The sequence below is a fragment of the Ulvibacter sp. 2210JD10-4 genome, from assembly GCF_058148525.1.
Genome location: NZ_JBYVJZ010000002.1, coordinates 282,563 through 307,140, shown reverse-complemented (window position 1 = coordinate 307,140; position 24,578 = coordinate 282,563). Strand labels below are relative to the sequence as shown.

The window sequence follows — 24,578 nt, the reverse complement described above, 5'->3', positions numbered from 1 at the left end:
ATTATTAATAATCAAATATTGCTTATGAAAAAATACTATTATGCGTGGTTGCTTTGTGTTTTCTTTATTACGGCCACATCATTCGCACAAGAAAAAACAATCTCCGGATCGGTGACAGATAATACTGGCCTACCCTTACCAGGAGTTAACATTATTGTGAAGAGTACCAATAGTGGTACACAAACTGATTTTGATGGTAACTATAGCATTCAAACCAGTGTCGGTCAAATCCTTGTATTCAGTTATGTGGGCTTTGCAACTGTTGAAAGTACTGTTACCGCTGCATCTAATACAGTGAACATCCAATTACAGGAGGATGCTGCCTTACTAAAGGAAGTAGTTGTTACTGCGCAAGGAATTAAGAGAGAGAAAAGAGCCTTAGGATTTGGCCAAACAACTGTGTCCTCAGATGCATTGGAATCCAGACCCTCGCCGGATGTTGCAAAAGTATTACAGGGTAAGGTTGCCGGTGTTACAATATCTCAAACCGGTGTAACCGGTGGTGGAACCGGAATAAATATTAGAGGTAATTCCTTTATTACCGGCGATAATCAAGCCTTAATTGTTATTGATGGTGTGCCATTAACAACCGGATCCAACAATGATGGCTTTACAGGTGCTGGTGATATAGACTCAAACAGACTCGCAGATGTAGACCCAAACAATATCGCTGATATTAGTGTGCTTAAAGGTTTAGCTGCTACTGCTCTATATGGTTCACAAGGATCTAATGGTGTAATTATAATAACGACTAAAACAGGTAGTGGCAATTTCAATCAAGACAAAAAGATGGAAGTATCTGTTACCTCAAATACATATTTTACTGAAGTTTCAAATTTACCGGATTTTCAAAATGAACATGGAAGTGGATTTTATTTAGGTAACTTAAGTACTGCAAATAATAGTTTTGGGCCATTATATGATGGAGAAATTATTCCTCATATTCTTTCAAACAACCCAGCTTTACAAGATGATTTCCCAGAATTATTTGATGACCCATCCACTCCAGATATTATTGAAGGAGGGATTCCATATGTTGGCACTCCCAATAATGTCAAAGATTTTTTTAGAACTGGACTAGGCAGAACTATTGGGATAAATGTTTCAAAAGCATTTGAAAATGGTTCTATAAATGGAAGTTATTCTAATACAGCTGATAATGGGTATATACCAAAAAATGTTTTGAGAAGAGACAATTTCAGTATTGGTGGTTCGGCAAAATTATCAAATAAGTTTAATTTTAACGGAGGGATGAATTTTGTGAGAAATAAAATTACAGCTCCACCTATATCTGCTGCAAATGGTGCGAGCTCTCTTAGTATCTTTAACAGACTCCTGGGTATTGCCAGAAATTTCGATCTAACAAATTATCCATACCAAAATCCACGGGATGGATCTAATGTATTCTATCTCCCGTCTGTTGATAATCCAAGATGGATTTTAAATAATTCATTGTCGACTCAAAACATAAATCGATCGTTTAATAATTTTTCACTTAATTATGAGCTCAATGATAATATTACATTGACATACAGGCTTGGTGTTGATTTTATAAACGAAGATCAAGAATTTTATATTAACAAAGGAAGCAGTTCCGGCGATGCAATTTTTGCAAATGGATATTTAAGAGTCCTAAGTACAGAACAACAACAATGGGATCATTCTTTTTTAATAAATATGGATTTTGATTTATCAAATGATTTAGGCCTTTCAGGAACTTTAGGAGCTAATAGTAATAGCCAGACAGTATTCACCAGAGGAACAGTCTATCAGGATCAGGTAATATTTGATTTTATACAGCCATCAAATTTTGAAATTGCTACTAATAGTGATCCTTTCGTTCTTGATGAGAATGGTGATCCAACTCCAGTAAATTTTGAATCCAGACGAAATATAGTCGGGTTATATGCACAGGCTGAATTTGATTATAAGCGTTCTTTATATTTAACACTTGCTGCTCGAAATGATTGGGGTTCAACATTAGAATCAGACAATGCATCTTTATTTTATCCAAGTGTTTCTGTTTCTTTTATACCAACTTCTGCTTTTGACAATTTAAAAGGAGATGTTATTAATTACTTAAAATTAAGAGGAAATGTATCCAGTGGAGCTCAATTTCCTCGCCCATATTTAACTAGAGCAATATTATTATCTAACAGTAATGCATTTGGAACTGGTGGTACTGTTACTCAAAGTAATTCACCGATCATACCAAATCCAGATTTAGAACCTGTAAGAATTACAGATTATGAAGCGGGTATTGAAACCAAGCTTTTCAAAAATAGAGCTTCCTTAGAGGCTAGTGTTTATAAGAGAATATCTTCGGATCAAATAGTCCGACAAAATGTTGACCCTTCTACAGGAGGAACATCGACTTTTGTAAATATTGGTGAAATTCAAACGGAAGGAATTGAAATTGCCTTAGGAATTACTCCAATTAAAACAGATAATTTTGAATGGGAATTAAACGCAAACTTTTTTGCTGATGAACCAATTGTTACTGAATTAGCTGAAGGGGTAGAAGAATTAAATTACGCAGGCTTTAGTAATTTAGGTAATTTCGCAATTGTAGGACAACCTTTAGGAGTAATAAAAGGTTCTTTTGCTGTCCGGGATGCCGATGGTAATTTTTTAATCAATCCGGCCAATGGAGAAGTTATTCCAAATGCAGATGTAGGTATTCCAGACAAAATTATTGGAGACCCAAATCCAGATTGGAATAGTACATTGATAAATACCATTCGTTATAAAGGTTTTGAATTATCCGGTCAAATGGAATATAGACATGGAGGAGATATTTATTCACTAACCTCTCAAAATCTTTACTTTAGGGGTGTAATTGATATTGAAGGTATCGATCGGGAAACCTATGCAGCCGCAGTTCCCGGTAATATTGCTGCTTTAGACGAAGATGGTAATATTGCTGTAACCGTTGATGAAAATGGTGTTCCTAACGGAGTTGTTTCTGCAACAGACGATAGCGGAGCTATAATACCAAATGGTATACTTCTGCCTTATGAGGATACTATCTTTAACAATGTTGAACAGAATGATGCGGAAAATATTTATGACGGGTCTACCATAAGATTAAGAGAACTTTCTCTTACTTACAATGTAGCCCCTAAACTTCTGGAAAGAACTCCTTTTGGGAGTATGAGTTTTAAAGTTTACGGACAGAACTTATGGTATAATGCTGTTAATTTCCCGGATGCATTAAATTATGACATTGAATCTGGCAGTACAGGAGTAGGAAATGGTGCCGGGCTTGAGTTTAGAACTGCTCCTTCAGCCAAAAATTATGGATTCTCTATTAAAGCTACTTTTTAAAAAAATTATTATGAAAAATATATATATAAAATCTATTTTCGTAGCCCTATTCAGTTTATTATTGATTGGTTGTGAAACTACAGAATTGAATCTTCAGGACGACCCAAATTCGGTTACGCCAGAAACATCTAATGCCAGGTTTTTATTTAATAGTGTTCAATTACAATTTGAAGGTTTCTTAGGTAATGAAGATAGTGGCACTTCCGAGAGTCTTACAGCACTCACATTGGATTATACGCGTATGACGCAAGTATTTGGAGCTTACGCTTATGAAACACCGCGTATAGATAACATCTGGACAGTAGCTTATAATAAAGTATTTCAAGATGCTATTACTTTAATTCCAATAGCAGAAGCAGAAGGTTTATCTACACATGCTGGTGCAGCACGTGTTTTACAAGCATATACCCTAGTTACTCTTGTTGATCTTTTTGGTGATATTCCTTATTCTGAAGCTAATCTGGGTGGTGCAAATACAAACCCAAAATTAGACTCTGGAAGTGATGTTTATGCCGCTGCCTTATCAATTTTAGATGAAGCCATTTTAAATTTTTCAGATGCTAGTGCTCCAAGTATAGATAATGATTTATTTTTTGCAAATGGAAGCAGGCAAAATTGGCTTAAAGTAGCAAATACCCTAAAGCTTAAAATTTATTTACAGTCTAGAATAGTTAATGAAGCTACATCTAGGAATGAAATTAATGCTTTATTACAATCAGATAATTTGATTAACGATGCTTCAGATGATTTTACTTTTAACTATTTGGATGTTGTAGCTCCAAACGATAGTCGTCATCCTACATTTATTGATAATTACAATGATGGCAGTAATGAATTTATGAGCAATTGGTTTATGAAGCAATTATTAGACAATAACGACCCAAGAATACGCTATTATTTTTATCGACAACAAATTACTGACCCAAGCGATGCAGACATTCCTTGTAACGGGCTGGGCAATGTAGAGCTTTGTTATATTGGTGATGGTTACTTTGGTAGAGATCATGGAGATGATACATTTACCACTTCCGGAATGTTCCAGCGTAATACTACTTGGGGTGTCTATCCTATTGGAGGTAGGTTTGATGATGACTCCGGAGAAAGAACTTCATCTGAAGATGGAGCCCAAGGTGCAGGAATGCGGCCTATTCTGCTATCATCCTATACAAATTTTATGAAAGCAGAAGCTGCATTAACTCTTGGAACAACAGGAAATGCTGCAACTTTCTTAGAAAATGGAATCCGTCAATCTATTACCAAAACTCTAAGCTTTGGTTCGCTTGGTGATAATTCAGATGCAGGGTTCAGGCCCACACAAGGAGACATTGACACTTTTGTTAATGGAGTTATGAGCGCATACAATAATGCAAATGCAGCTGGAAAACTAGACATTATTATTAAGCAATATATGATCGCTGCATGGGGTAATGGTATGGAACCCTATAATGCCTATAGAAGGACTGGTTTACCATCAGATATCCAAAGCCCGGTAGCGGCTTTCCCAATGGGACCTTTCCCAAGAAGTTTCCAGTATCCGGCTATTGTTGTAGCATTGAATCAAAACATAAATCAACAAGCTTTTTCATCTCAAGTATTTTGGGATACTAATCCGGTAAATTTTATTGACTAACACTTTTAAACAAATTATTATGAAAAAAATATTTTATATATCAATGCTTTTGTTAGGTGGTAGCTTATTTTTTACTTCCTGCGAAGATGATGAAAAGATCAACCCAATGCAGACCATAGAAAATGCTGCTGTTGTTACTTTTCGAATTATGAATGAAGATATAAATATTGGACCTAATGACACCAGAGACTTTGTGGCTGATGTAGGAAGACAAGAAAGAGTACAATCTTATAGTCTTGAAGTAACCAGAACCTCTGGTGGTACAACGTCAGATCCTGTAAGTTTTGGATCATGGACTGGAGATGACTTTCCTTTTACATTGACTATAGATGTTGCAACACTAGCAAGTACTTTCGGGATAAGTCAAGAGGACATTCAAGCAAATGATCGTTTCAATTTTTTAGGAACTTCTGTTGATGATAGAGGTACCGTTTATACTATCGATAATTTTAACGGTAATATTACCGGAACTACAGAATTACAATTTAACTCAGACGGTTATGACTTTGACATCAGAGTTGTAAACGAATAATAATAGTTTTTTAATATTAATAATCGCCGTTCTGCTTTTCAGGACGGCGATTATTTTTTATGAGTAAAAGAGGTTTCTAATGCATTTGGAAATCTAACTATATCTAATCTTCGAAGATCAATCTACCAGTATAAAGTTCCTTAACCTCAACAATAGGTGGACGATTCTTCGAAATTACATTCCCGGTTCCTTTGATTTGTCCCTTAATACTATTTTGAGGATTAACTATCATTGCGGCTGCACCTGTATGAGAAATGGTCAAATCATCTACCAGCAATTGCTCCCCTTGAAGCTGCGGAAATTCATCAGAAAAAATAAAATTTCCGGATGCAGCATATCCTGAGATTAAAAACCCGCTGGATCCATTGGCATAAACTGTAAGCTTTTTACAATCTACATCAAGAAGGAAGTCTCCATTCTTGTTAGCATCAGAAAAACCACCCGTAATACTTTGCAAAGAAAGATTGGGATAGGATAATGTCCCTATACTTTTAAAAGTCGCGGAAGACCCATGACGTATCTGGGTAATGTTTTGAGCAGTAATACGTATAAGAGTTACATTATAATCCCTAATAAGATTACATGAATTTGTATTCTGAAGGATGAGTTCTTCGTTTTCAACAAAAATATTCAGATCAGAAACAAGGTTTTCCCCTGTTTCCACAATTACTTTTTGAGTTTCCCCTGAAGTTAGTTCCACACGGATATCATTTTCAGTCCTTATTTTATTGAACTCAGGAAGAGTTACTGTATAATTTATAATTTCCCCTTCTGTTTTAATACAATCATGTGCATTTTCTGAATCACAACCGGATAGAAATAAAACCCAAAAAATAAATACAATATTCTTTTTCATAATTGATCGAATCTAAACCCTATTCCAAACTCTATAGCTTCTGCCTTTGCGCTATGAGCTTTTATAGCTGCGGAGCCAAATATGTTTTTACTAAAATAATGCTTTATGCCTGCTCTTAGATATACCTTTCCTTCAAAATCATAAGGGTAATAGAAATAATACCCCGCTTGAGTTATTACTATCATCTCTCCCAAATGTAATTCATGCCCTATATAGGCTCCCGCTCTTTTCCAGTCTTCATTTCCAGTTACATCTTGCCTGGGAAAAGCTATTGAAACATACTTAATTTCTTCTTTAAGAAATCTTGAAAAAAAACCTTCTATCCCAGCTACCAGAGTGCTTTTTTTATTGATTCTTTTATCTGCAAAAACAGATACAACAGCAAAGGGGAATTGTCCCAGATTAACATAGTCACTCTCATTAAGACCTCCAGACAGCGCTATATTAAAATGAATAGGCTCTTTATAGTTTTTGGTTTCAGGATTGAGGCTATAGTTGGGAACAGCTTGATCCTGATATGAAACACCTAAGCTAAAGCTTATGGTATTGGTACTCGTATTAGGAGATTTAACATTCCCATTGGAGCTATGCAAAAAGGTCAATCCTGTTTGAAAAAAAATCCGTTTTGACAGGCGTTGCTTGTATTGAATCATTAAAAATGAAGAACTCATTAATGCAGAGCCATATGCATTATTTTTAATATTTGTTTCAATATCAAACGGGTTTGTGGCATATCCTATCCCTGTACCTATGCGAGTCAATAGTTTTCTGTTAAGAAAATAGAAACCATAATGACCATAGAGGCTATAGACATCGCCTAAATAAGGATTCTTTAGATCCTGATAGCTAAAACTGAAACCCCAATCCGGAAAATTATAAAAGGTCTCCCATTCTTTAAGCCCATAGGTTTTTCTATTATAAGCTATCAAAAAACCGTTAGGGTGTCCTGTTATTAAATGTGAAACATCTTTATTATGACGAATAATTGAACCTGTAAAATAGTTTATGTCTACTTCAATTGGTTTTTTCTCAGGATGTTGAGCAAAAACAAAAAGAGGAAAGAGTAAAAGGGGCAATAGTAGTCTAACCAAATACATTAAAAAATAATCTTAAGCTAATGTATAAAAATACGGGTTTTGATGATGCAGATTTATAATATTTATGAGTAATTCATTTTATTATAAAAGAAGGGACAGTAATATAGCCCCTGTTAACATAAATACATATAGTTAAACCAATATTTAGCAATAAATGCCAAGTAATTGAATGTATTAATTATTATCTTTTAAGTTTATACAATTTTTATAATTTCAAAAAACAAAAATGAAGTCCTACAACTATTTTTTATTGGTTTATGTGTTAATAGGTTTTACTTCCATTGCCCAAAATCCCTATTTCATTCCTGCAAATACAAATATTCCTGTATCTGCCACATCTGTTAACTCGATGGATGTGGAAAGTGCTGATGTTGATAATGATGGAGACCTGGACATTGTTGTAGCAGCAGAGTACAGCCAGAATTTATTATTGTTTAATGATGGAAACGGTGTTTTTACTGAAGACCCTACACGCCTTTTTCCTGAAAAAAATACCAGTGATGGATTTAGCGGTGAAGACAGCGAAGACATTGCTTTTGCAGATTTTGATAATGATACAGACCTAGATATCATATTTGTAAGTGAAGACACAAATTTTCATGAACTACTTATTAATGATGGTACCGGCGTTTTTTCATTTATTACTTATGACTTTCCAGCTTCCGCAGGGAATGCTGTGGCCGTTTTAGATCTAAATAATGATACTTACATGGATATTATTATAGGTAACACAGGTCAGAATTCTGTGTATATCAATAATCAGGATTTAACTTTTACCCAAGAGAATAATCGTTGGCCTGTAAATACTGAAGGAACTCAGGATTTGAAACTTGTCGACCTTGATAATGATGGCGACCTTGATATTGTTGAAGGAATTGATTTGGGATCCAACAACATTCTTATTAATACTAATGGTTTTTTTACAGAAGAAAATAACAGGCTCCCGGATACAGGACTCACCTTAGAAACCAGAAAAATTACTATAGGAGACATTAATAATGATACACATCCGGATATTTTTGTTTCTACGGTTAATTTTATTGGAACAGCCAATCTTCAAAACCGATTGTATATAAATGATGGTAACGGATTCTTTAGTGATGCAACAACAACCAATTTACCAATTTATTTTCGACATACGTTAGATGCACTATTCATAGATTATGATTACGATAATGACTTGGATTTAATTACAACAGATCTGCAAAACCCTATCACTAACTACCATTCTTTTGAAAACAATGGAGGTATTTTTACCGAAACTACTGCTGATGTGTTCGAGGCATTTAGCTATAATGACGGGATAGGGTTACATACTGCAGATTTTAACGGCGACACTTATCCGGACCTCTATTTTGGTAATTTCCAAGAGCCAGATGATCTACTGTTATTTTCTGAAACTGCTTTGAATATTGATGAATATTTTTACGACACCAAATCTATTACCTATCCCAATCCTGTAAAAAATGAATTTATAATTGATATTGAATTTCCAATGGAGTATTCAACATTAACTTTAAGAATTTATGATATTAGAGGGAAGGTAATTAAAGAGTTTACGAATTTAAAAACTACAGGATTACACTTAAAGCAAATTGTTTATTTCTATAACATAACTTCGGGCACCTATTTCTATTCTATAAATAATAGAGCCGAGCGACTTATTGTAGGAAAAATAATTAAAGAGTAATAAAAGGCTATCATTGAGTTTCTATTCTCAAAAAATGATTTTGCTTAACAGTTTACCCCTGTCTTTTAGTTCGATATCTATATTCTTTTTAATTTGAATGATTTGTCCCTTATGATATATCGGGCTTAAAATTTTTCATAAAATCCCTTCCTATATCCATATTTACTGGTAGTTAATCGAAAACAAATTTCGAATGTACTACCCTGCCACATTTTGATAATCTTAATGGTTCTATCTTCATCACTATAACGCTCAACAACACACAAATAGTAAAGTACGATTCTTAATAGTATAGGTAATGTATGTTTTGTATGGATAAGTAAGTCAATTTATTAAAACCTGCAATTTTGATAAAATATAAGTTTATTAACAATCCGGCTCCAGTAAACTTTTCACTAGGGAAACCAATTAAAATGGCATTAACTTGTTTTTTGTGGCCCTTTTATATATTATTTATTTTTCAACCGTTTGGAATTAGTGAATTTACTCCAACATGGAGGTTTTTACTAACATTTATATACAGTATACTTCCTGCAATTCTTTATATTTTAATCTACCTTTTCTTAGTAAAAAATTGGCTATGGAAAAGATCAATAACATTAACTTACTTACAGGAGTTCATTATATATGTATCTGCCTTTATTGTAAATGCAATAATAGAGACTTTTATCATTCTCTTTTTATCCAAAACTTATGAGGTTTTAAACTTTTTCGCTACAAGTTTTTTCTTAAAAGCAATCTATTATAGTACAATCATTGGTATTCTTATTTATTTAACAGCAAAGTTCAACGATTTACTGGTGTATTATCGCAACCTCTCTTTAGATAATAAAGTATCCCTGAATAATCCCTCTTTAACATTCATATCTTATTCAAAAAATAGTAAGATTATAAAATTAAAAGCAGACTCAATTCTCTTTTTTCAATCCAATCGCAACTATACATCTGTCTTTTATATTGATGAAAATTTTGAAGAAAAAGAACATAGAGTAAGAAAGACATTTAAAGAATTAGATGAATTTCTGAACAAAAACGGATTTGCCTTTTATAGATGTCATCGTTGTTTTATTGTCAATCTCAATTATATTAAATTCATAAAAGGAACTATGAGAACCGGCACTTTGGTTTTACAAAAAAAATATACAATTCCAATATCCAGAAGTAAGTTCAGCGAACTAAAGGAAATAGTTAAAAAATAAACCATCCCACTCGCTAAAAAAATAGGCCAGTTCGTCCCAACAATTTTTTTTAAAGTCTATTAGGGTTTACTATTACTATGATTATTAAAAAAAACAATTAATTTAATTCATGAAAAATTATTTTTCTTTTAAACTAATGGCACTGTTGACCAATATCCTATTAAGTTCTTGTTCTAAGGACGGCATTAATATTGGTGGAATTAATCACAGGCATGGCAAAAAGATTGTTTTGGATGAAAATACCTCAGTTCTCTTTCCAAAAATAGGTGAAGGAAATTCTTTATGGCAAGCAAATTTTACTATCAATGGACAAACTTCCAACACATCAGATAGTTTCGTATATCCATATGGGGCATATGTAACTAACCCTCTTTGGGTTAAAGAGGTAATTCCACTTGTATGTGATTGGAGCGCCCTTTGGAATCCCCAAACAACAAGTAGTATTGATATTGTAACCTATTACTCCGGTAATCTTTCTCCAACTACTCTTACCTCTCAAGCAGGGACTGGTAATACCGTAATGAATTCAGGAAGTGCAACTTATAAAGTTACCATTAAAATTAACCCCGATTATACAGTTGTAAATAATTGGTTATAGGTAATTACAAAACTTTAGAAAATAAAACTCCTTAAAATCAAAGGGGTTTGGATTTGAATAAATTATTTCAAAGACATATCTACAATGAAAAAATTGATAGTAGAATGTATTGGTACCATGTGGTTGGTTCTTGGGGGATGTGGAAGTGCTGTTTTAGCAAACTCATTTCCCGAATTTGGAATTGGTTTTGTTGGTGTCTCGCTAGCATTTGGCCTTACAGTACTTACTATGGTGTATACTATAGGCCATATTTCAGGTTGTCACCTTAATCCGGCAGTATCAATAGGCTTATGGGTAGGAGGCCGTTTTAACAAGATAGAACTTCTTCCTTACATCCTATCACAACTATTAGGTGCAATTACTGGTGCTAGTGTTCTCTATATAATTTTTAGCGAGAAACTAGGTTTCGAAATAGGTGGTTTTGCCGCAAATGGATTTGGCGAGCACTCTCCGGATAATTATGGTATTGCTGCTGCTTTAATTACGGAAATAGTAATGACATTTATGTTTTTGTTAATCATTCTTGGTGCTACTCATTCAAAAGCACCTAAGAATTTTGCAGGTATAGCAATTGGGTTGGGTTTAACTCTTATTCATTTAATTAGTATTCCAGTTACAAACACTTCTGTAAATCCGGCGCGAAGCACAAGTCAGGCTCTATTTGTTCAAGGGTGGGCACTGGAACAGTTGTGGTTATTCTGGCTGGCTCCAATTGCAGGAGCAATTTTAGCAGGAATTATATATAAATATCTTTCATCTGAAGGTCTGAAGCTTTCACGAATAGAAAATTCACATAATAATTAATCGCAATGATTGTATGTTCTAATTTTTAAAACCTAATGGGAAAATCAAACCTTTTATCTAAATATAGATCCACGAGAATGCCTAATCATCTAAAGGGAATACCCAAAATAGAAGAAATAAAAGGAAGTACTAAACATGAGGTCTTTTGTTTGTGGGGACATGGGTATAACGATATTCATTCAGATATATGGATGTATCGCTTAGAAAGAAAAGGAGGTCTTTTCAGACAAAAATACCTATACATCATTTTTGAAAACAATAAGGTTAAACAATTAAAATTATTGCGTATAAAAAAACTCCTTTGAACAATATGATCTTTATCATTCATTAAAAGGTCTATCTGACTAGTAACAATTCTTTTATCCAATCTTAGACTTATACATCTAAATTATGTAATCAAGAAATTACTTGTCTTGTAATTTATTTTTTTACCACTTTTCTAAATAAAAGCTGATCATTTCCTCTATTAATAGAATAAAAATAAGTACCGGAAACGAGGTTCGAAACCTTAATTAACACTTTTAAATGAGAATTATTCGTTCTAACCTTTGTTAGCTCTTTTACTACTTTTCCTTGAATATCATATAACTTTATTGTAAGATTGGAATAGTCTGTATCCAAATCTGCTTCGATTGTAAAGGCACTATTCACAGGGTTAGGATAGGTCTTAATATTGTAAACAGGAGTACTAAATTGTTCTGTGGATAAAACGGCTGCTATTCCGGTTATCAACCTCACTACTGAAGGATTTAAAGGCCTGTTAGGAGTATTTGTAACAGGAATGGAAGAGTTGATATAAACAGAATCCCCATCATCGCTAATAGCAACACCGTTAGGCCTTGAAAAGGTTGCAGTTGAAACATCTCCATCTGTATTCCCGCGAACACCTGTCCCTGCCAATGTTCCTAAAAATGAGGGATTATCTATATTTAAATAAAAAATCTTACTTGATGCATGACTGGCAATGATAAGTGTCCTTGTTCCCGGGTCATAATCTAAGTGACCATTACTTGGCCCGCTTATAGTTCCGCCCGGAGTAACATTCAGTAATGAAGTAACACCGGAAGGAGTAATTTTTATGATATTTCCGTTAGAGAAATTTGAAACGTAGAGATTATCATCTTCATCGACCGTAATACCATTTGGGCAGAAAAACAAACTCCCAGAAGCAAATTGAGTAGAAGTCCCCGACGGAGTTATTTTTCTTATAGTATTATTTCCACAATTGCATACAAAAAGGTTGTCATTACTATCAAAAACCAAGCCTACCGGATTAGATATCCCGGTAGATGTTACAAATGTTCTTATCCCTCCAATAATTTTGTAAATGGAACTTACTCCAATATCAGATTGAAATAAAACCCCATTACTGTCAAAATCATTCCCAGATGCACCAACAAAATTAGTAGAATATTGAGCTAAATTCAGGCTGGTATCCAGCTTCCAAATAACATTTGGAAGGCCGTCCCCATCTCCAACGTCAAGAAAATCTCCAAAATCTGCTATATAAAGATTCCCGGAGTCGTCTAAAGACAAACCTCCACTACCCTTAATTTCCGGAGTTATCGTTGTTACGTTTACTTGTGATATAATACTGTTTGCAATAAGTAAAACGATCGAAAACATTACATATCTTTTCATAGCTATTTAACAATTAATTGTTTTGAAACAGAATGACCTTCTGTTCTTAATTTAACAAAATACATCCCTGCTTTTAGCTTAGAAACATCAAATGAAAAGTTATTCATTCCCTTATTTATTCCTCCCGAATAAATATCAGCAACTTTTTGCCCTAAAACAGAATACAATTCTATTACCGTAGAGGAATATGTATTGTCAGAATCCACATCCAGATTTACTACCGCAGCAGAAGGATTAGGATAGATCTTTATCTCTGAATCTAAAACAAACTCATCTACCCCTAATGGATCATTCACAAAGTCTCTTTGCCATATTCCGTGACCATGTGTGGCAATACGGAGCTTCCTGTTTGAAGGAGAAACATTTAAATCGTATATCATTGTAGCTTCAGGCAAAGCATCACTAAAAATCTCCCAGGAATTTCCTCCATTTTCAGAAAAGTAGACCCCTAGATCATTCCCTACATAAAGATTATCCGAATTTAAGGGATCAATCGCAATGGTATTTGTTGGTACATCAGGCAATATCCCATCAATAGCGGTCCAATTTGAACCCGCATCAATAGATTTATAAACATGATCTGACCCAAATCCCGAAAAAACAGCATATAAAACATTATCATCATTGGGGTCCACTTCAATGTCTTTACAAATACGATCGGGTAAACCGTTAAGCACTGTAAAGTTTAGGCCTCCATCGACCGATTTCAATAATTTTGGATTGCTCCCCCATGTGCCACGAGGATCTCCTGCTGTTGCAACATATACAACATCCGGATTAGAGGAAGATACCTTGATTTTAATAATAATATTAGCTCCGTCTACAGATTGATTTGCAACGGGAGCCCAGTTTAATCCTACATCTGTGGATTTATACAAATAAGTACCTCCGGCATACATAATATCCTGATTGGATGGAGCCAAGGTATAAGGAGCCGAAAATGCTGTATAATCTCCTGACACCAGATTAAGTACAATTGTAATATAATTATTACCTCCATTAATTGACCTTCGAAGATTCAGCCCCTGAGAAGAACCAAAGACTATTTGATCATTAGTTTGGTGAACTGAAGCTGACATCCCATCACCTCCCAATACACGCCACCAGGATGGGTTCCCCTTATACACAAAAGTTGCATTATCCTGCATTCCACCTATACAAAAATCCGGATTTGTGGACGAACTGCCCATATCGGCATAAAATTGACTTGTTTGTAAGCCTCCGTTAAGAGTTTTAAAAGGCACATCTCCATCATCAGAAACAAAAACACCCCCGTCTGAAGCCAAAAATACCTTATTGTTAATAGGATGATAATAAACTGCATGTACATCTGAATGTACATAAGTTGGCCCTCCTTCGGGCTCTGTAACCAAAACTTCACCTGTTGTCCAGCTATTAGCTGACTTTTGTATAAAATTGACACCACCATCAATTGATTTCCATGTAGAGACTCCTACATTCATTATTTCGTTCGGATTTAGCGGATTTACTGCTATATCGTGTGAATACCATCCTTGAAACTGGGCAATATTCTGATTATTGATATTAGACCAGGTTGCTCCTGCATTGGTAGATTTATAAATACCAGCCGGAGTAGTTGTACCTGTATTAAACCATCCTACCTGAATGGACGCATAAAGTGTATTTGAGTTTGTAGGATCAATTTCAAGCTTTGCATTTCCAGACCAGGCAGCTAATAGACCCGGATCGGTAAGCTCGGTAAACGAAGCCCCTCCATCTACCGATTTAAATATTCCGCTTTGGTTTGGATCCAGGGCATCATTAAAAGCGCCCTGAGTAACATAAACAATATCTCCATTATTAGGATCGATCTCAATGTCAAAACAATTGGGTTGATTAAATACTAAAGACCAGTTATCTCCTCCATCCAGACTTCGATAAACTCCATCTGTAGCAGCTGCAAAGACTTTAGAAGAATTTTGGACATCGATTGCAATATCCTGAATTCCCTTAATACTGTTCATATCAAAAGGGAGTACCTGAGACCATGTACTGCCGCCATCTGTTGTTTTCAATATCCCTATACCATACGTCCCCCTTACATGCCTGACTATAGTTCCAGGTTCAGCTAAACCTGTTCCATAGACTTCTCCAGTGCCAATCAGTATAGTATTTGGATCATTTTCATCTATAGCAATAGCTGCAACTCCCAATAACGGAAATCCGGTTGGTATATATTCCCAGGCATCCTCGCCTATGCCTTGAGTAGTTGTTTTCCAAAGTCCTCCGCTGGCTGAACCTGCATATATAATATCTTCATCGGCAGGGTGAAATGCCAGGCAGAGTGTCCGGCCACCAATATTTTTAGGGCCTAAGCTTTCCCACTCTCCGGGAATTAAATTTGAACGCTGAGCCGTATTTCGCTTATTTTGTTCAAAAGCGTCCAGAAATTTTGATACAGGAATATTCTCAAAAGGATAGGTCCTTTCAAAAGACCACATATCCAGGCTATTTCCTGCGCCGGAGGTTTTGATAGTTTCCGGCCCTGAGTTTTCAATATGTATTGGAACTTCTTTTTCAATTAAGACCCCAAAAAGAAATAGAAATACAAAAGAAGCTGAAACTAATAGTATTTTTCTTGTTTTCATATAGCATGTTTTTACTGTTGATTACTTCAAATCGATTGATGAATGCTATTTTTTTGATAAGTAATTTGACGTTTTTATTTAACTATTCCGAAAATCCCGATAAGGGTTTCCGTTATTCTTATCAATTAAGTGCATATTCGTTTATTGAAGTATATATAACTTTAAACGTAAATAAAGCATTTGACTCTTTTTTGTCAAAAATTGCTTTTTAAGAAGTGTAAGGTTTTATTTGATTTTTTCTTCAAATCATGTGGTTTTACTATAGAATTTATGTTAGGCTTTAAAGATGAAATAATCCGTTTTAGCGAACCAAAAACCAAGGACCTTTTCCCCGAAAAGTTTTCCAATGAAATCTATTTTTCAAATGTGAACAATGATTTTGACCTTACTTATACTTCAAGTTTTTCAATAAAGTATGTGATCAATGGTTTTGAAAAGTATAAGCTTGGCAAAATTCCTTTTAAGGTTAAGCAAAATCAATATTTAATTGTCAATAATGATCAGACAGTAGAAAATCAAGGAGCAAATGCAAAGGCATTATCTATCTTTTTGGACAAATATGTGATAAATAATATCGTAGATAATTTAAACCTTAATGAATCGCATTTACTGGACAACCCCTATACTGTCAGAAATGAAAACATCAACTTTTTTGAAACCATCTATCCTGCAAACGACCTACTTGGAAATCATTTAAATTATTTTTACAGACAATCTGTATGTAATAAAAACTTTAATGTAAATGAAGAAATATATTATAAGCTGGGTCTGGCTTTTGTAAAGTCTCAGTTAAATGTATCTCAGAAAATCAATAACATTAAAAGCATTAGATATTCAACCCGACGTGAGCTTTTTAAAAGAGCTATGTTTGCCAGAACATATATAGAAGACAATAGTGATAATACATTTAATCTGGATTTGTTATCAAATGTATGTTTCCTTTCAAAATTCCACTTAATAAGAACCTTTAAAGCAGTCTACAATATAACTCCATATAGCTATTACCTAAATTTGAAGGTGGAAAAGTCTAAATATTACTTAACAAAAACCGGACTTTCAATTACCGAAATAGCAGCAATTTCAGGTTTCAATGATATTTATTCTTATAGCAAAAGATTTAAGGTTTATACCGGTATGACACCTATGGAGTTTAGAATTAAAAACATTAACCTATATGTTTAGTGTGTCATTCTCTTTTATTTTTCCATTTATTTATAAAAGCGGACTGAAAAAGCGTGCAATCCCTTCGGATAATTTATGTAGAAAAGGCCTGTTCTTAAAGAGTTCGTAACTCATTTTTTCACTGCTGGCACAATCATTTAGAAAGTCTTCGCAAATACTTTGTGCAATTTTTTTATTATATATGACAGCATTAGTTTCAAAATTATGTTCAAAACTTCTATGATCAAAATTCCCCGAACCTACCGATGCAATTTCACTATCCAAAACAATCACTTTGCTATGCAGAAAGTTCTCTCGCTGAACATAGATCTCAACACCTAAGAACAGTAACTCCTCAAAAAAGGACAGCATACTATACTTTGCCAACCATGAATCTGACCGTAAGGGTATTAATATCTTTATTACTACACCACCTAATGCAGCAATTCGCAATGCCTCCAGCATGGCGCCATTTGGAATAAAATAAGGGTTGGAGATGTAGATTGATTCCTCTGCCAAATTGATCATTGCAATATATTGTTGCATGATGGAGGGATGGTTTGAATCCGGTCCGCTGGAAACAATTTGGGCAATGGTGGTACCACGTTCTTGAATTTTTGGAAGATATTTAGTTTTTAACAGGGACTCTTTATTACTTGCAAAAAAATAATCCTTAATAAAGATACGGTGCAGGCTATCAACTGCTGGGCCTTCTATCTTGACATGAGTGTCATCAAAAACACCCAGATAGTCTTTAGATTTAATATACTTATCTGATACGTTCATTCCTCCGGTAAAACCAATTTTACCATCCACTATAATAATTTTGCGGTGATTGCGATAATTAAGTGTGAAAAGAAAGCTCCCATAACGAAGCGGCATAGTTTTATAGAGATCAACTCCCAACTCTTTAAAGCGCTTAACTACTTTTGAAGATAGTGAAAAGCTCCCTATAGCATCGTATAAAATACGTACTTCAACTCCTTCATTTATTTTCTTGCTGAAAATCTCATATAATTGGTTTAGAATTTCACCTTCTTCTAAAATGTAGTATTGAAGATGAATAAAGTCTTTAGCTTGAGAAATTACCTGAAAAATATCTGAAAAGGTTTCCTTTCCGTCCTGCATTACAGACACTTCATTTCCGGTATAAGCAGGAAACAGAGAACTACGTTCCATGAGCCTGGATAATTTCGCAATTTTTTGTGAATTAAAATTCACTTCCTCCTCTGCGACCTTTTTTTTTCCAGCCTCAAGGTCATAGAGTCTCCTTCGGGTAGTTTCTTTTAAACGATAAAACTTAAAACGCCTTCGGTTCAATCCAAAAACAGCATACAAAATTACTCCCACAAAAGGCAATATTATCAATATAAGTATCCAGCTTAAAGATTTGGCTGCCCTATATCCATATAATGTGATATGAAATATAGCAACCATGGTTACTACGACATATATACTTAGTAAAATATTCATAAGATTAGACAGAGAAGGTATTTAATTCTGTTAACAACAAGATATGACTAACAAAATACGCCATTGATATTTATTTTTGAGAAAAATACTACAATTTGAATTAGTGAGGGTAGATTTTAACTATCATCCATTTTAATTAACTTGAATTAAGAATTGAAAAAAACGGGTATTGAACCGAAGTTATGAATACCCGTTTCACCAACCAAAATTTTATATACTTTAGTTACAATGCTGTTGCTTTTTCCTTCGTTGTTTTTCCTCTGAAACCTATAATCGTTAAAAAAATAAACTACAAAATAGAGTCATTAGAATATATCTTATGCTTTTTACAGGTTTAAGTTTTAACTCGTTTACCAACTAGCAAAGACACTATAAAAAGTATCAAAAATAGTATGAAAAGGATTTTAGCAATTTCTGCAGATTCTGTCGCAATTCCGGTAAATCCATATACACCAGCAATAAAGGCAAAAACGATAAAGATAAGGGTCCAACGTAACATATTAAAGTGGTTTTATAATTAATTTTAATGAAAGTATTTGATAATTAAATTCTTACAACTCTAAGATAACCGAAGACAACTCCATTCATTAACCGAATCAATAAGAATATGAACTCCTTTACTAAAACTAGGCAGTTAAATTACATTTATCTGGATTAATAAGGTATCTTTACATCTAATAGCTAATCAATTTGTGAGCAAGAAATTAAATATACATGACAATACGGTCTCTGATGTTGTTATAAGTATTGCTGAAGAACTAGGAACTACTTACGAACAAAACCATCATGAGTATTGTGTCAAGATCCCTAAATCTTTTGGATCAGGGCACGTCAAGGCTATTGAATTTGATTCAGGCTTCGGAGTCATAGAAACAGATTACTATCTTAAAAAACCGCTTTATTTTAAGTATGAAAAAGGTGTGCTACATCCCTTAAAGATTATTTTTAACAGGCAGTCCGGTTTTGAACATGCATTCACAAAAGAAGAAGATTTTATAACTGTAAAAAGACTGGAGAATATTATTGTAGCAAGTACTGCAAAGAGTAATCACATTTTTAAAATTCCGGCGAAAACACCGGTATGTTTTTTTAGCCTGGAAATTAATCGCAAACTTTTCGAACAAAAGATTGAGACCTTCCTTCCTGAAATGAATGATGAGCTTATTGAATTGTTTCGAGATGTTAACGGTATTAATCAATTTCTGTACAAAAGTAATTTTAGCCTTGAGATAGCAAAGTTTATTGAAGAATTTACCGAATGCGATTTGGAAGAGGACTTCATGCGACAGGTCTATCTGGAAGGAAAAGCCTATGAAATATTTGTCCATCAATTAAAACAGTATCTGGATGACCTCAACGAACCAGATAAGCGAAAAATCCTCAGACAAACGACTATTGAGAGCATAGAACAAGCAGCTGATATTATTAAAGAAGAATTGGATACACTTATAAATGTAACTGCTTTGGCCAACAGAGTAGGCTTGAATCAAAACACCTTACAAAATGGGTTCCAGATACTCTATGGCGTTTCTGTGAATGAATATCTAAGAAACCACCGAGTAGATACGGCAAAGCATTTACTGGAAACTACAGAGCTTAATATCACGCAAATTACTTACAAAGTGGGTATTAACTCAAGAAGTTACTTCACAAAACTTTTTAAAGCCAGATATGGCCTTACCCCTAAGAGTTATTTGGATCAGACCAGAAAAGTAAAAGACACTTCTAAGTCGGCTTAGAAAAGCTATTCATTTACACATTTTAAGACCATTCTTTTATAGAATTTCACTCTCAAAGCTTTTTAAAACTACTCAATAGTGCTAGTAAATGTTTCAATACTGTTAAGCTAAAGCCATTTTTTCCAGGTTCTTTGCAAAAAGAAGCAAGGACAGAAAGAACATGCGAGAAATACTTATAAGTAGTATTGATGGAAGGCAAATCTTAGAACAACTCAAAGAAGAATTTCAGGGAGAGATCACAGAACAATGGGGAGAATCTGTATTGGAGTTCGACGGGGCCTGTGGGAAAGGTTCCATTCGAAGTATTTCGTTTGATTGGGGTGTTTCCTTAATAGATTATACCGTCAATTTTACCGAAGACACTAAAATAGCTTTTGGCCTTTCAAAGGCTAAACCTATAAAGTTTATATTCATATCTGAGGGAAGTATAGAGTATAGAAATTCCATTGAGCAACAACCCTACACTTTTGAGCGCTACCAAAATATCATCATATCTTCCAAAAAACAAGCTAAAGAGGTCTATATTTTTCCGAAGAAAGTAACCGTAAAAGTAAATTTCATTTACGTGATGCGCAATGAGTATAATAAAAAGAGGAACAACAACCTGCCTTCATTAGACGAGAATTTATTGAGCGTCTTTCAAAATAAAGAAGTAGTGGATACCTATAACCACTTCGGAAATTTTAGCTTAAAGATTGCAGATCACATCAAACAATTACAAAAAAATTATGATCGTGGTATTGTGCGAACTCTATCCATAGAAGGCCAACTCAACCTTATTATGGCTCAACAGATTTTGGAGCATGGCAAATACACGGAAGGAGAGACTGTATCCGAATCGATAAGTAAAACCGATATCAAGAAGATACACGACCTTTCGGCTTTCATTATCGATAACATTTCCGAGCCCATGACTATTTCAGTATTAACCAACGCTTCAGGACTTTCAGCTAGAAAATTGCAGATTGGGTTTAAGGTATTATATTCAAAATCGGTCAATGAGTATATTCGGCATTTGAAGTTAGAATTGTCTCGGGATTATATAAAAAACACAGATGATTCGATCTCAGAAATTGTCTATAAAATAGGCCTTAAAAGCAGAAGTTATTTTTCAAAGATATTTTTTGAACGCTACGGTCTTTTACCCGTGGAGTATCGAAAAAAAGTACGATAGATTAGCCTATTTTTCAAGTATTTCTGGTCTGGTTGAATTACTATCTGAATTACTAATCGAATTTTGGGATATTTTTATAGGAGACCGGTTGCAACATACTTTCGTAAAAAATACCATTCTTAAAGAATTCTTTAGCAATAGAATGGGCCTTTAGTCTCACAGAATCCGAATCCAATAATACTTCATTGATCCTCTGAATATTGGTTGATGGATCAAGCCATTCTTCATACACAGACGCATTTAAGGCAATGGGCATAGTGTTTTCGATATTTTGAATATCCCCAATCATGCCCGAAGCCTCCATTTTTAAAATCGAGCACGTTATAAAACCATCTTCTAAGGTATTGTAAACCCCTGCCAGACAAAATGGTTTGCCTTTTGCTTCATACACGTAATATGGATACAACACTCCTTGAAACAAATGGTAAATAAAATAACCAGTAACAATAATAAGGCAACGATTATGGGTGTAAGCTTTATTAAAGATTTCCAAAGATTTGACCTGTTCCTTTTGAATACTCAAGGTATCTAGTACGTTTTGAAAATTGTTCCATTCATCTTCAAAATCTACAGGCAACATTCCCCATATGGCAAATGATATTTTTGTAGGTTGTTCCATGGTAATAACAGACAAAGTAGATTCTTCTACTCCATCTATAACAATACTGGGCGAATACAATTTTGGAAACAAATAGGTCCGCTCAAATTCATGTTCAATCTCCTCTCTAGTTGCATTATTTGATATCTTCTTACTCATAATCAATCCTACTCATTATCAATTTCTTGCAAGTAACATCAAATTATCTACTGAGGTTAACCTCAAACCCAAAAATATTATCCCATATAACCTCAAAAAAATGTTAAAACTCTCTTTTATTGAACATTATCCCTTTTAAGGCACAGATTGTTTGTATAGTGTTAAACAAAACCATAGCTGCTACATACTTTTGTATAGGTTGTTTTTTGGAGGAAATTTCGGACAGCAATATTAAAAATCATCCGTATGATAGTTAAACTAAAAGAGCCTATCACAATTCCTGGAGAACTGGAAATGCTACGCAAAAGCTTTTCCGGAGAAATTAGCAGGGAACGCGATGTTTTTACACTTGCCTTATCTTATAAAATTGGCCATGGACATATTCGATTTATGCCTTTGCAAAAAGGATTGAATGTAATAGATTTTGATTGTACACTCTATAGGGATACAGATATTGATCTCGACATATTCAATCGAACCACAGTACAGTTTTTATATTGTCTCAACGGAAATTGCTTTCATAGTTTTAATATGAAAAAAACTTATACCCAAATTGAACCTTTTCAATCTGCAGTGATAAGCTATGACAAACATAACTCTAACAGAATTAAAGTTCAGAAAGGTCCCCATTTTTCATTGTGCATTATTCTAGCCGATAGAAATCTCTATTTCAACACACTTACCGAAGAACAAAATCCCTTCAGCAGAAAGCTAAAAAAAGAACTGTATCGTCTCGAGAAGGTTCAAAATTTTTTTCATTTAGGAAATTATAATTTGAAAATCGCAGAGTATCTTAGATTACTTTTTGATAAGGAACATAAAAATAGTATGTCTCTATATTTGTCAAAAAAAGGGTGGTATTTTATTGTTTTAGCCAAACAAATTGAACAGTTCCTTGCCGAGATTGGAACCCACAGAAATTCAAGTGGCCTGTTACGCAAAGAGCTGAAAAAAATTTCGGAAGTAAGTGAATTCATTCAAAAATGTCCGGAGATACAACACACAATAAAAAGCCTGTCTAGTATTTCCGGTTTGTCCCCAGCTAAACTCCAAGAAGGGTTTAAGTTTATGTTTGATAGAACAGTTTCAGACTATATCCGTAATGTCCGGCTTGAAAAAGCAGAAGAGCTTATTCGTACTACAGATCTATCTATTTCTGAAGTAGTTTATACCATTGGCCTCACCAGCAGAAGCTATTTTTGCAAGATCTTCAAAAGAAAATACAACTGTCGCCCAAAAGAATACAAATACATGAATGCCTAGATAAAGCCTTATTTAAATTTATTATCGCTTTACACTCTCTTAATTATGATCTTCTAAATTACGACGCTCTAAAATAGTTTGTAAATTATCTGAAATATCCAGGGTTCTGATAGGAAAAGGAATATTGATATCATTCGCGTCATAAGCTTCTTTAATTAACATCATTGATTCACTTTTAGCATTTGCTACTTCCAAAGCATTGGTAGAATTGATCCAAAAGCGTATTTCATAAGCAATAGCACTATCTCCAAATTCTTTCCATATAAAAATCATATCGTCTTTGTTTTTAACTTCATCAAAATGAGTGGTGATTGTATCTATTGTAAGCTTTTTGACAGCACGCAGGTCAGATTCGTAGCCCACTCCACAGGACAAAATAACTCTGGATTGTGATGTTGTAGAATAATTTTTTATTGGGTTTTCCACTACCAGTTTATTAGGGATCAATACCAAATTATTATCTGCTTGCTTTATTGTTACTGCACGCAAATTAATGTCAACTACCTCTCCTTCATAATCGTTACTCTCAATCCAATCTCCAAACTTTAAATTTTTAATATAAGACAGTATAATACCCGAATAACTATTTGTGAGCGCTCCTTGCAAGGCAAGCCCTACAGCTAAACCCGCTACACCTGCCCCTGCCAATATAGTATTCAATGCTTTGCTCAAATTTAGTACACCTAACATCAGAAAGAGCGCAAGTATAATAATCACGACCGATGCCATCTTTGCTATCAAATTTTTCATGGAGCTTTGAAGTCTGCTTCGCTCCAATATCTTTCGAATACCCTTGTTGATATATTTTGCAACAACCAACGCAAGAACAAATACAAATATGGCAATGATAATATTGGGCAAGTTCACGACCAAAGAATCCAACCATGAATCTAGCTTTTCAATCATTTTATTCCATGCCTGAGTAAATTTTTTTTCCATTTTAGCTTCTTTTAGAGGTATAAAAATTAGGCCTGTGAATGTGTTTGATCGTATCTCAGTTAATTAGTAGTAAGGCAAATTCTGAATAA

The 24,578-nt window shown here is 34.2% G+C and carries 20 protein-coding genes; 12 read left to right on the top strand and 8 right to left on the bottom strand.

Features of this window, described 5'->3' with window-relative positions; all coding sequences use genetic code 11:
- Positions 1–24 precede the first annotated feature (24 nt).
- The 3 genes from ACY2RT_RS07015 to ACY2RT_RS07005 are packed head-to-tail and all read left to right on the top strand — an operon-like array spanning position 25 to position 5,489.
- Positions 25–3,327, top strand: coding sequence for a SusC/RagA family TonB-linked outer membrane protein (locus ACY2RT_RS07015; protein ID WP_490155186.1), 3,303 nt, complete (start codon positions 25–27; stop codon positions 3,325–3,327).
- 10 nt (positions 3,328–3,337) lie between these two features.
- Positions 3,338–4,957: a SusD/RagB family nutrient-binding outer membrane lipoprotein gene (locus ACY2RT_RS07010; protein ID WP_490155185.1), complete on the top strand. Its 1,620-nt coding sequence runs from the start codon at positions 3,338–3,340 to the stop codon at positions 4,955–4,957.
- Between the two features lie 19 nt (positions 4,958–4,976).
- Complete coding sequence (locus tag ACY2RT_RS07005) at positions 4,977–5,489, top strand: hypothetical protein (RefSeq protein ID WP_490155184.1); 513 nt, start codon at positions 4,977–4,979, stop codon at positions 5,487–5,489.
- A gap of 103 nt (positions 5,490–5,592) precedes the next feature.
- On the opposite strand, the gene ACY2RT_RS07000 is transcribed toward ACY2RT_RS07005, so the two are convergent.
- The gene (locus tag ACY2RT_RS07000; protein WP_490155183.1) at positions 5,593–6,345 is read right to left on the bottom strand and encodes a head GIN domain-containing protein; all 753 of its coding nucleotides are present in this window, start codon (positions 6,343–6,345) and stop codon (positions 5,593–5,595) included.
- A complete protein-coding gene (locus tag ACY2RT_RS06995; protein WP_490155182.1) occupies positions 6,342–7,442 on the bottom strand; it encodes an acyloxyacyl hydrolase in 1,101 nt (366 codons plus the stop codon). Before ACY2RT_RS06995 ends, ACY2RT_RS07000 begins: the two co-directional genes overlap by 4 nt.
- A 226-nt stretch (positions 7,443–7,668) precedes the next feature.
- On the opposite strand from ACY2RT_RS06995, the gene ACY2RT_RS06990 reads away from it, so the two are divergent.
- The 5 genes from ACY2RT_RS06990 (at position 7,669) to ACY2RT_RS06970 (ending at position 12,038) form a co-directional block, all read left to right on the top strand.
- Positions 7,669–9,132, top strand: coding sequence for a T9SS type A sorting domain-containing protein (locus tag ACY2RT_RS06990; protein WP_490155181.1), 1,464 nt, complete (start codon positions 7,669–7,671; stop codon positions 9,130–9,132).
- A 413-nt stretch (positions 9,133–9,545) separates the two neighbouring features.
- A complete protein-coding gene (locus ACY2RT_RS06985; RefSeq protein ID WP_490155180.1) occupies positions 9,546–10,331 on the top strand; it encodes a LytR/AlgR family response regulator transcription factor in 786 nt (261 codons plus the stop codon).
- Positions 10,332–10,440: 109 nt separating this feature from the next.
- Positions 10,441–10,929 carry a hypothetical protein gene (locus ACY2RT_RS06980; protein WP_490155179.1) on the top strand — a complete coding sequence of 163 codons (489 nt, stop codon included), beginning with the start codon at positions 10,441–10,443 and terminating at the stop codon, positions 10,927–10,929.
- A gap of 57 nt (positions 10,930–10,986) precedes the next feature.
- Positions 10,987–11,733, top strand: a complete 747-nt coding sequence (gene aqpZ, locus ACY2RT_RS06975) for an aquaporin Z (protein WP_490155400.1) — start codon at positions 10,987–10,989, stop codon at positions 11,731–11,733.
- 77 nt (positions 11,734–11,810) lie between these two features.
- Positions 11,811–12,038: a hypothetical protein gene (locus ACY2RT_RS06970; protein ID WP_490155178.1), complete on the top strand. Its 228-nt coding sequence runs from the start codon at positions 11,811–11,813 to the stop codon at positions 12,036–12,038.
- 115 nt (positions 12,039–12,153) lie between these two features.
- Here ACY2RT_RS06970 and ACY2RT_RS06965 read toward each other — a convergent pair whose 3' ends face one another.
- Positions 12,154–13,374, bottom strand: coding sequence for a T9SS type A sorting domain-containing protein (locus ACY2RT_RS06965; protein ID WP_490155177.1), 1,221 nt, complete (start codon positions 13,372–13,374; stop codon positions 12,154–12,156).
- A 2-nt stretch (positions 13,375–13,376) separates the two neighbouring features.
- A complete protein-coding gene (locus ACY2RT_RS06960; RefSeq protein WP_490155176.1) occupies positions 13,377–15,983 on the bottom strand; it encodes a T9SS type A sorting domain-containing protein in 2,607 nt (868 codons plus the stop codon).
- A gap of 270 nt (positions 15,984–16,253) precedes the next feature.
- Here ACY2RT_RS06960 and ACY2RT_RS06955 point away from each other — a divergent pair, with 270 nt between their 5' ends.
- Positions 16,254–17,165, top strand: coding sequence for a helix-turn-helix domain-containing protein (locus ACY2RT_RS06955; RefSeq protein WP_490155175.1), 912 nt, complete (start codon positions 16,254–16,256; stop codon positions 17,163–17,165).
- Positions 17,166–17,195: 30 nt separating this feature from the next.
- On the opposite strand, the gene cls is transcribed toward ACY2RT_RS06955, so the two are convergent.
- Both cls and ACY2RT_RS06945 read right to left on the bottom strand, forming a co-directional pair.
- Entirely contained in the window at positions 17,196–18,617 is a 1,422-nt protein-coding gene (cls, locus tag ACY2RT_RS06950; protein WP_490155174.1) for a cardiolipin synthase, read from the bottom strand.
- A gap of 334 nt (positions 18,618–18,951) precedes the next feature.
- On the bottom strand, positions 18,952–19,116 hold the full coding sequence (locus ACY2RT_RS06945) for a DUF1328 domain-containing protein (RefSeq protein WP_490155173.1): 165 nt from the start codon (positions 19,114–19,116) through the stop codon (positions 18,952–18,954).
- Between the two features lie 193 nt (positions 19,117–19,309).
- Between ACY2RT_RS06945 and ACY2RT_RS06940 the strand changes: the two genes are divergently transcribed.
- The gene (locus ACY2RT_RS06940) at positions 19,310–20,356 is read left to right on the top strand and encodes a helix-turn-helix domain-containing protein (RefSeq protein ID WP_490155172.1); all 1,047 of its coding nucleotides are present in this window, start codon (positions 19,310–19,312) and stop codon (positions 20,354–20,356) included.
- A gap of 160 nt (positions 20,357–20,516) precedes the next feature.
- Entirely contained in the window at positions 20,517–21,530 is a 1,014-nt protein-coding gene (locus tag ACY2RT_RS06935; RefSeq protein ID WP_490155171.1) for a helix-turn-helix domain-containing protein, read from the top strand.
- A 52-nt stretch (positions 21,531–21,582) separates the two neighbouring features.
- On the opposite strand, the gene ACY2RT_RS06930 is transcribed toward ACY2RT_RS06935, so the two are convergent.
- On the bottom strand, positions 21,583–22,287 hold the full coding sequence (locus ACY2RT_RS06930; protein WP_490155170.1) for an SOS response-associated peptidase family protein: 705 nt from the start codon (positions 22,285–22,287) through the stop codon (positions 21,583–21,585).
- Positions 22,288–22,533: 246 nt separating this feature from the next.
- Here ACY2RT_RS06930 and ACY2RT_RS06925 point away from each other — a divergent pair, with 246 nt between their 5' ends.
- Positions 22,534–23,550, top strand: coding sequence for a helix-turn-helix transcriptional regulator (locus ACY2RT_RS06925; protein ID WP_490155169.1), 1,017 nt, complete (start codon positions 22,534–22,536; stop codon positions 23,548–23,550).
- Positions 23,551–23,589: 39 nt separating this feature from the next.
- Here the strand turns inward: ACY2RT_RS06925 and ACY2RT_RS06920 are convergent, their stop codons facing one another.
- Positions 23,590–24,489: a mechanosensitive ion channel family protein gene (locus ACY2RT_RS06920; RefSeq protein WP_490155168.1), complete on the bottom strand. Its 900-nt coding sequence runs from the start codon at positions 24,487–24,489 to the stop codon at positions 23,590–23,592.
- Positions 24,490–24,578 lie beyond the last annotated feature (89 nt).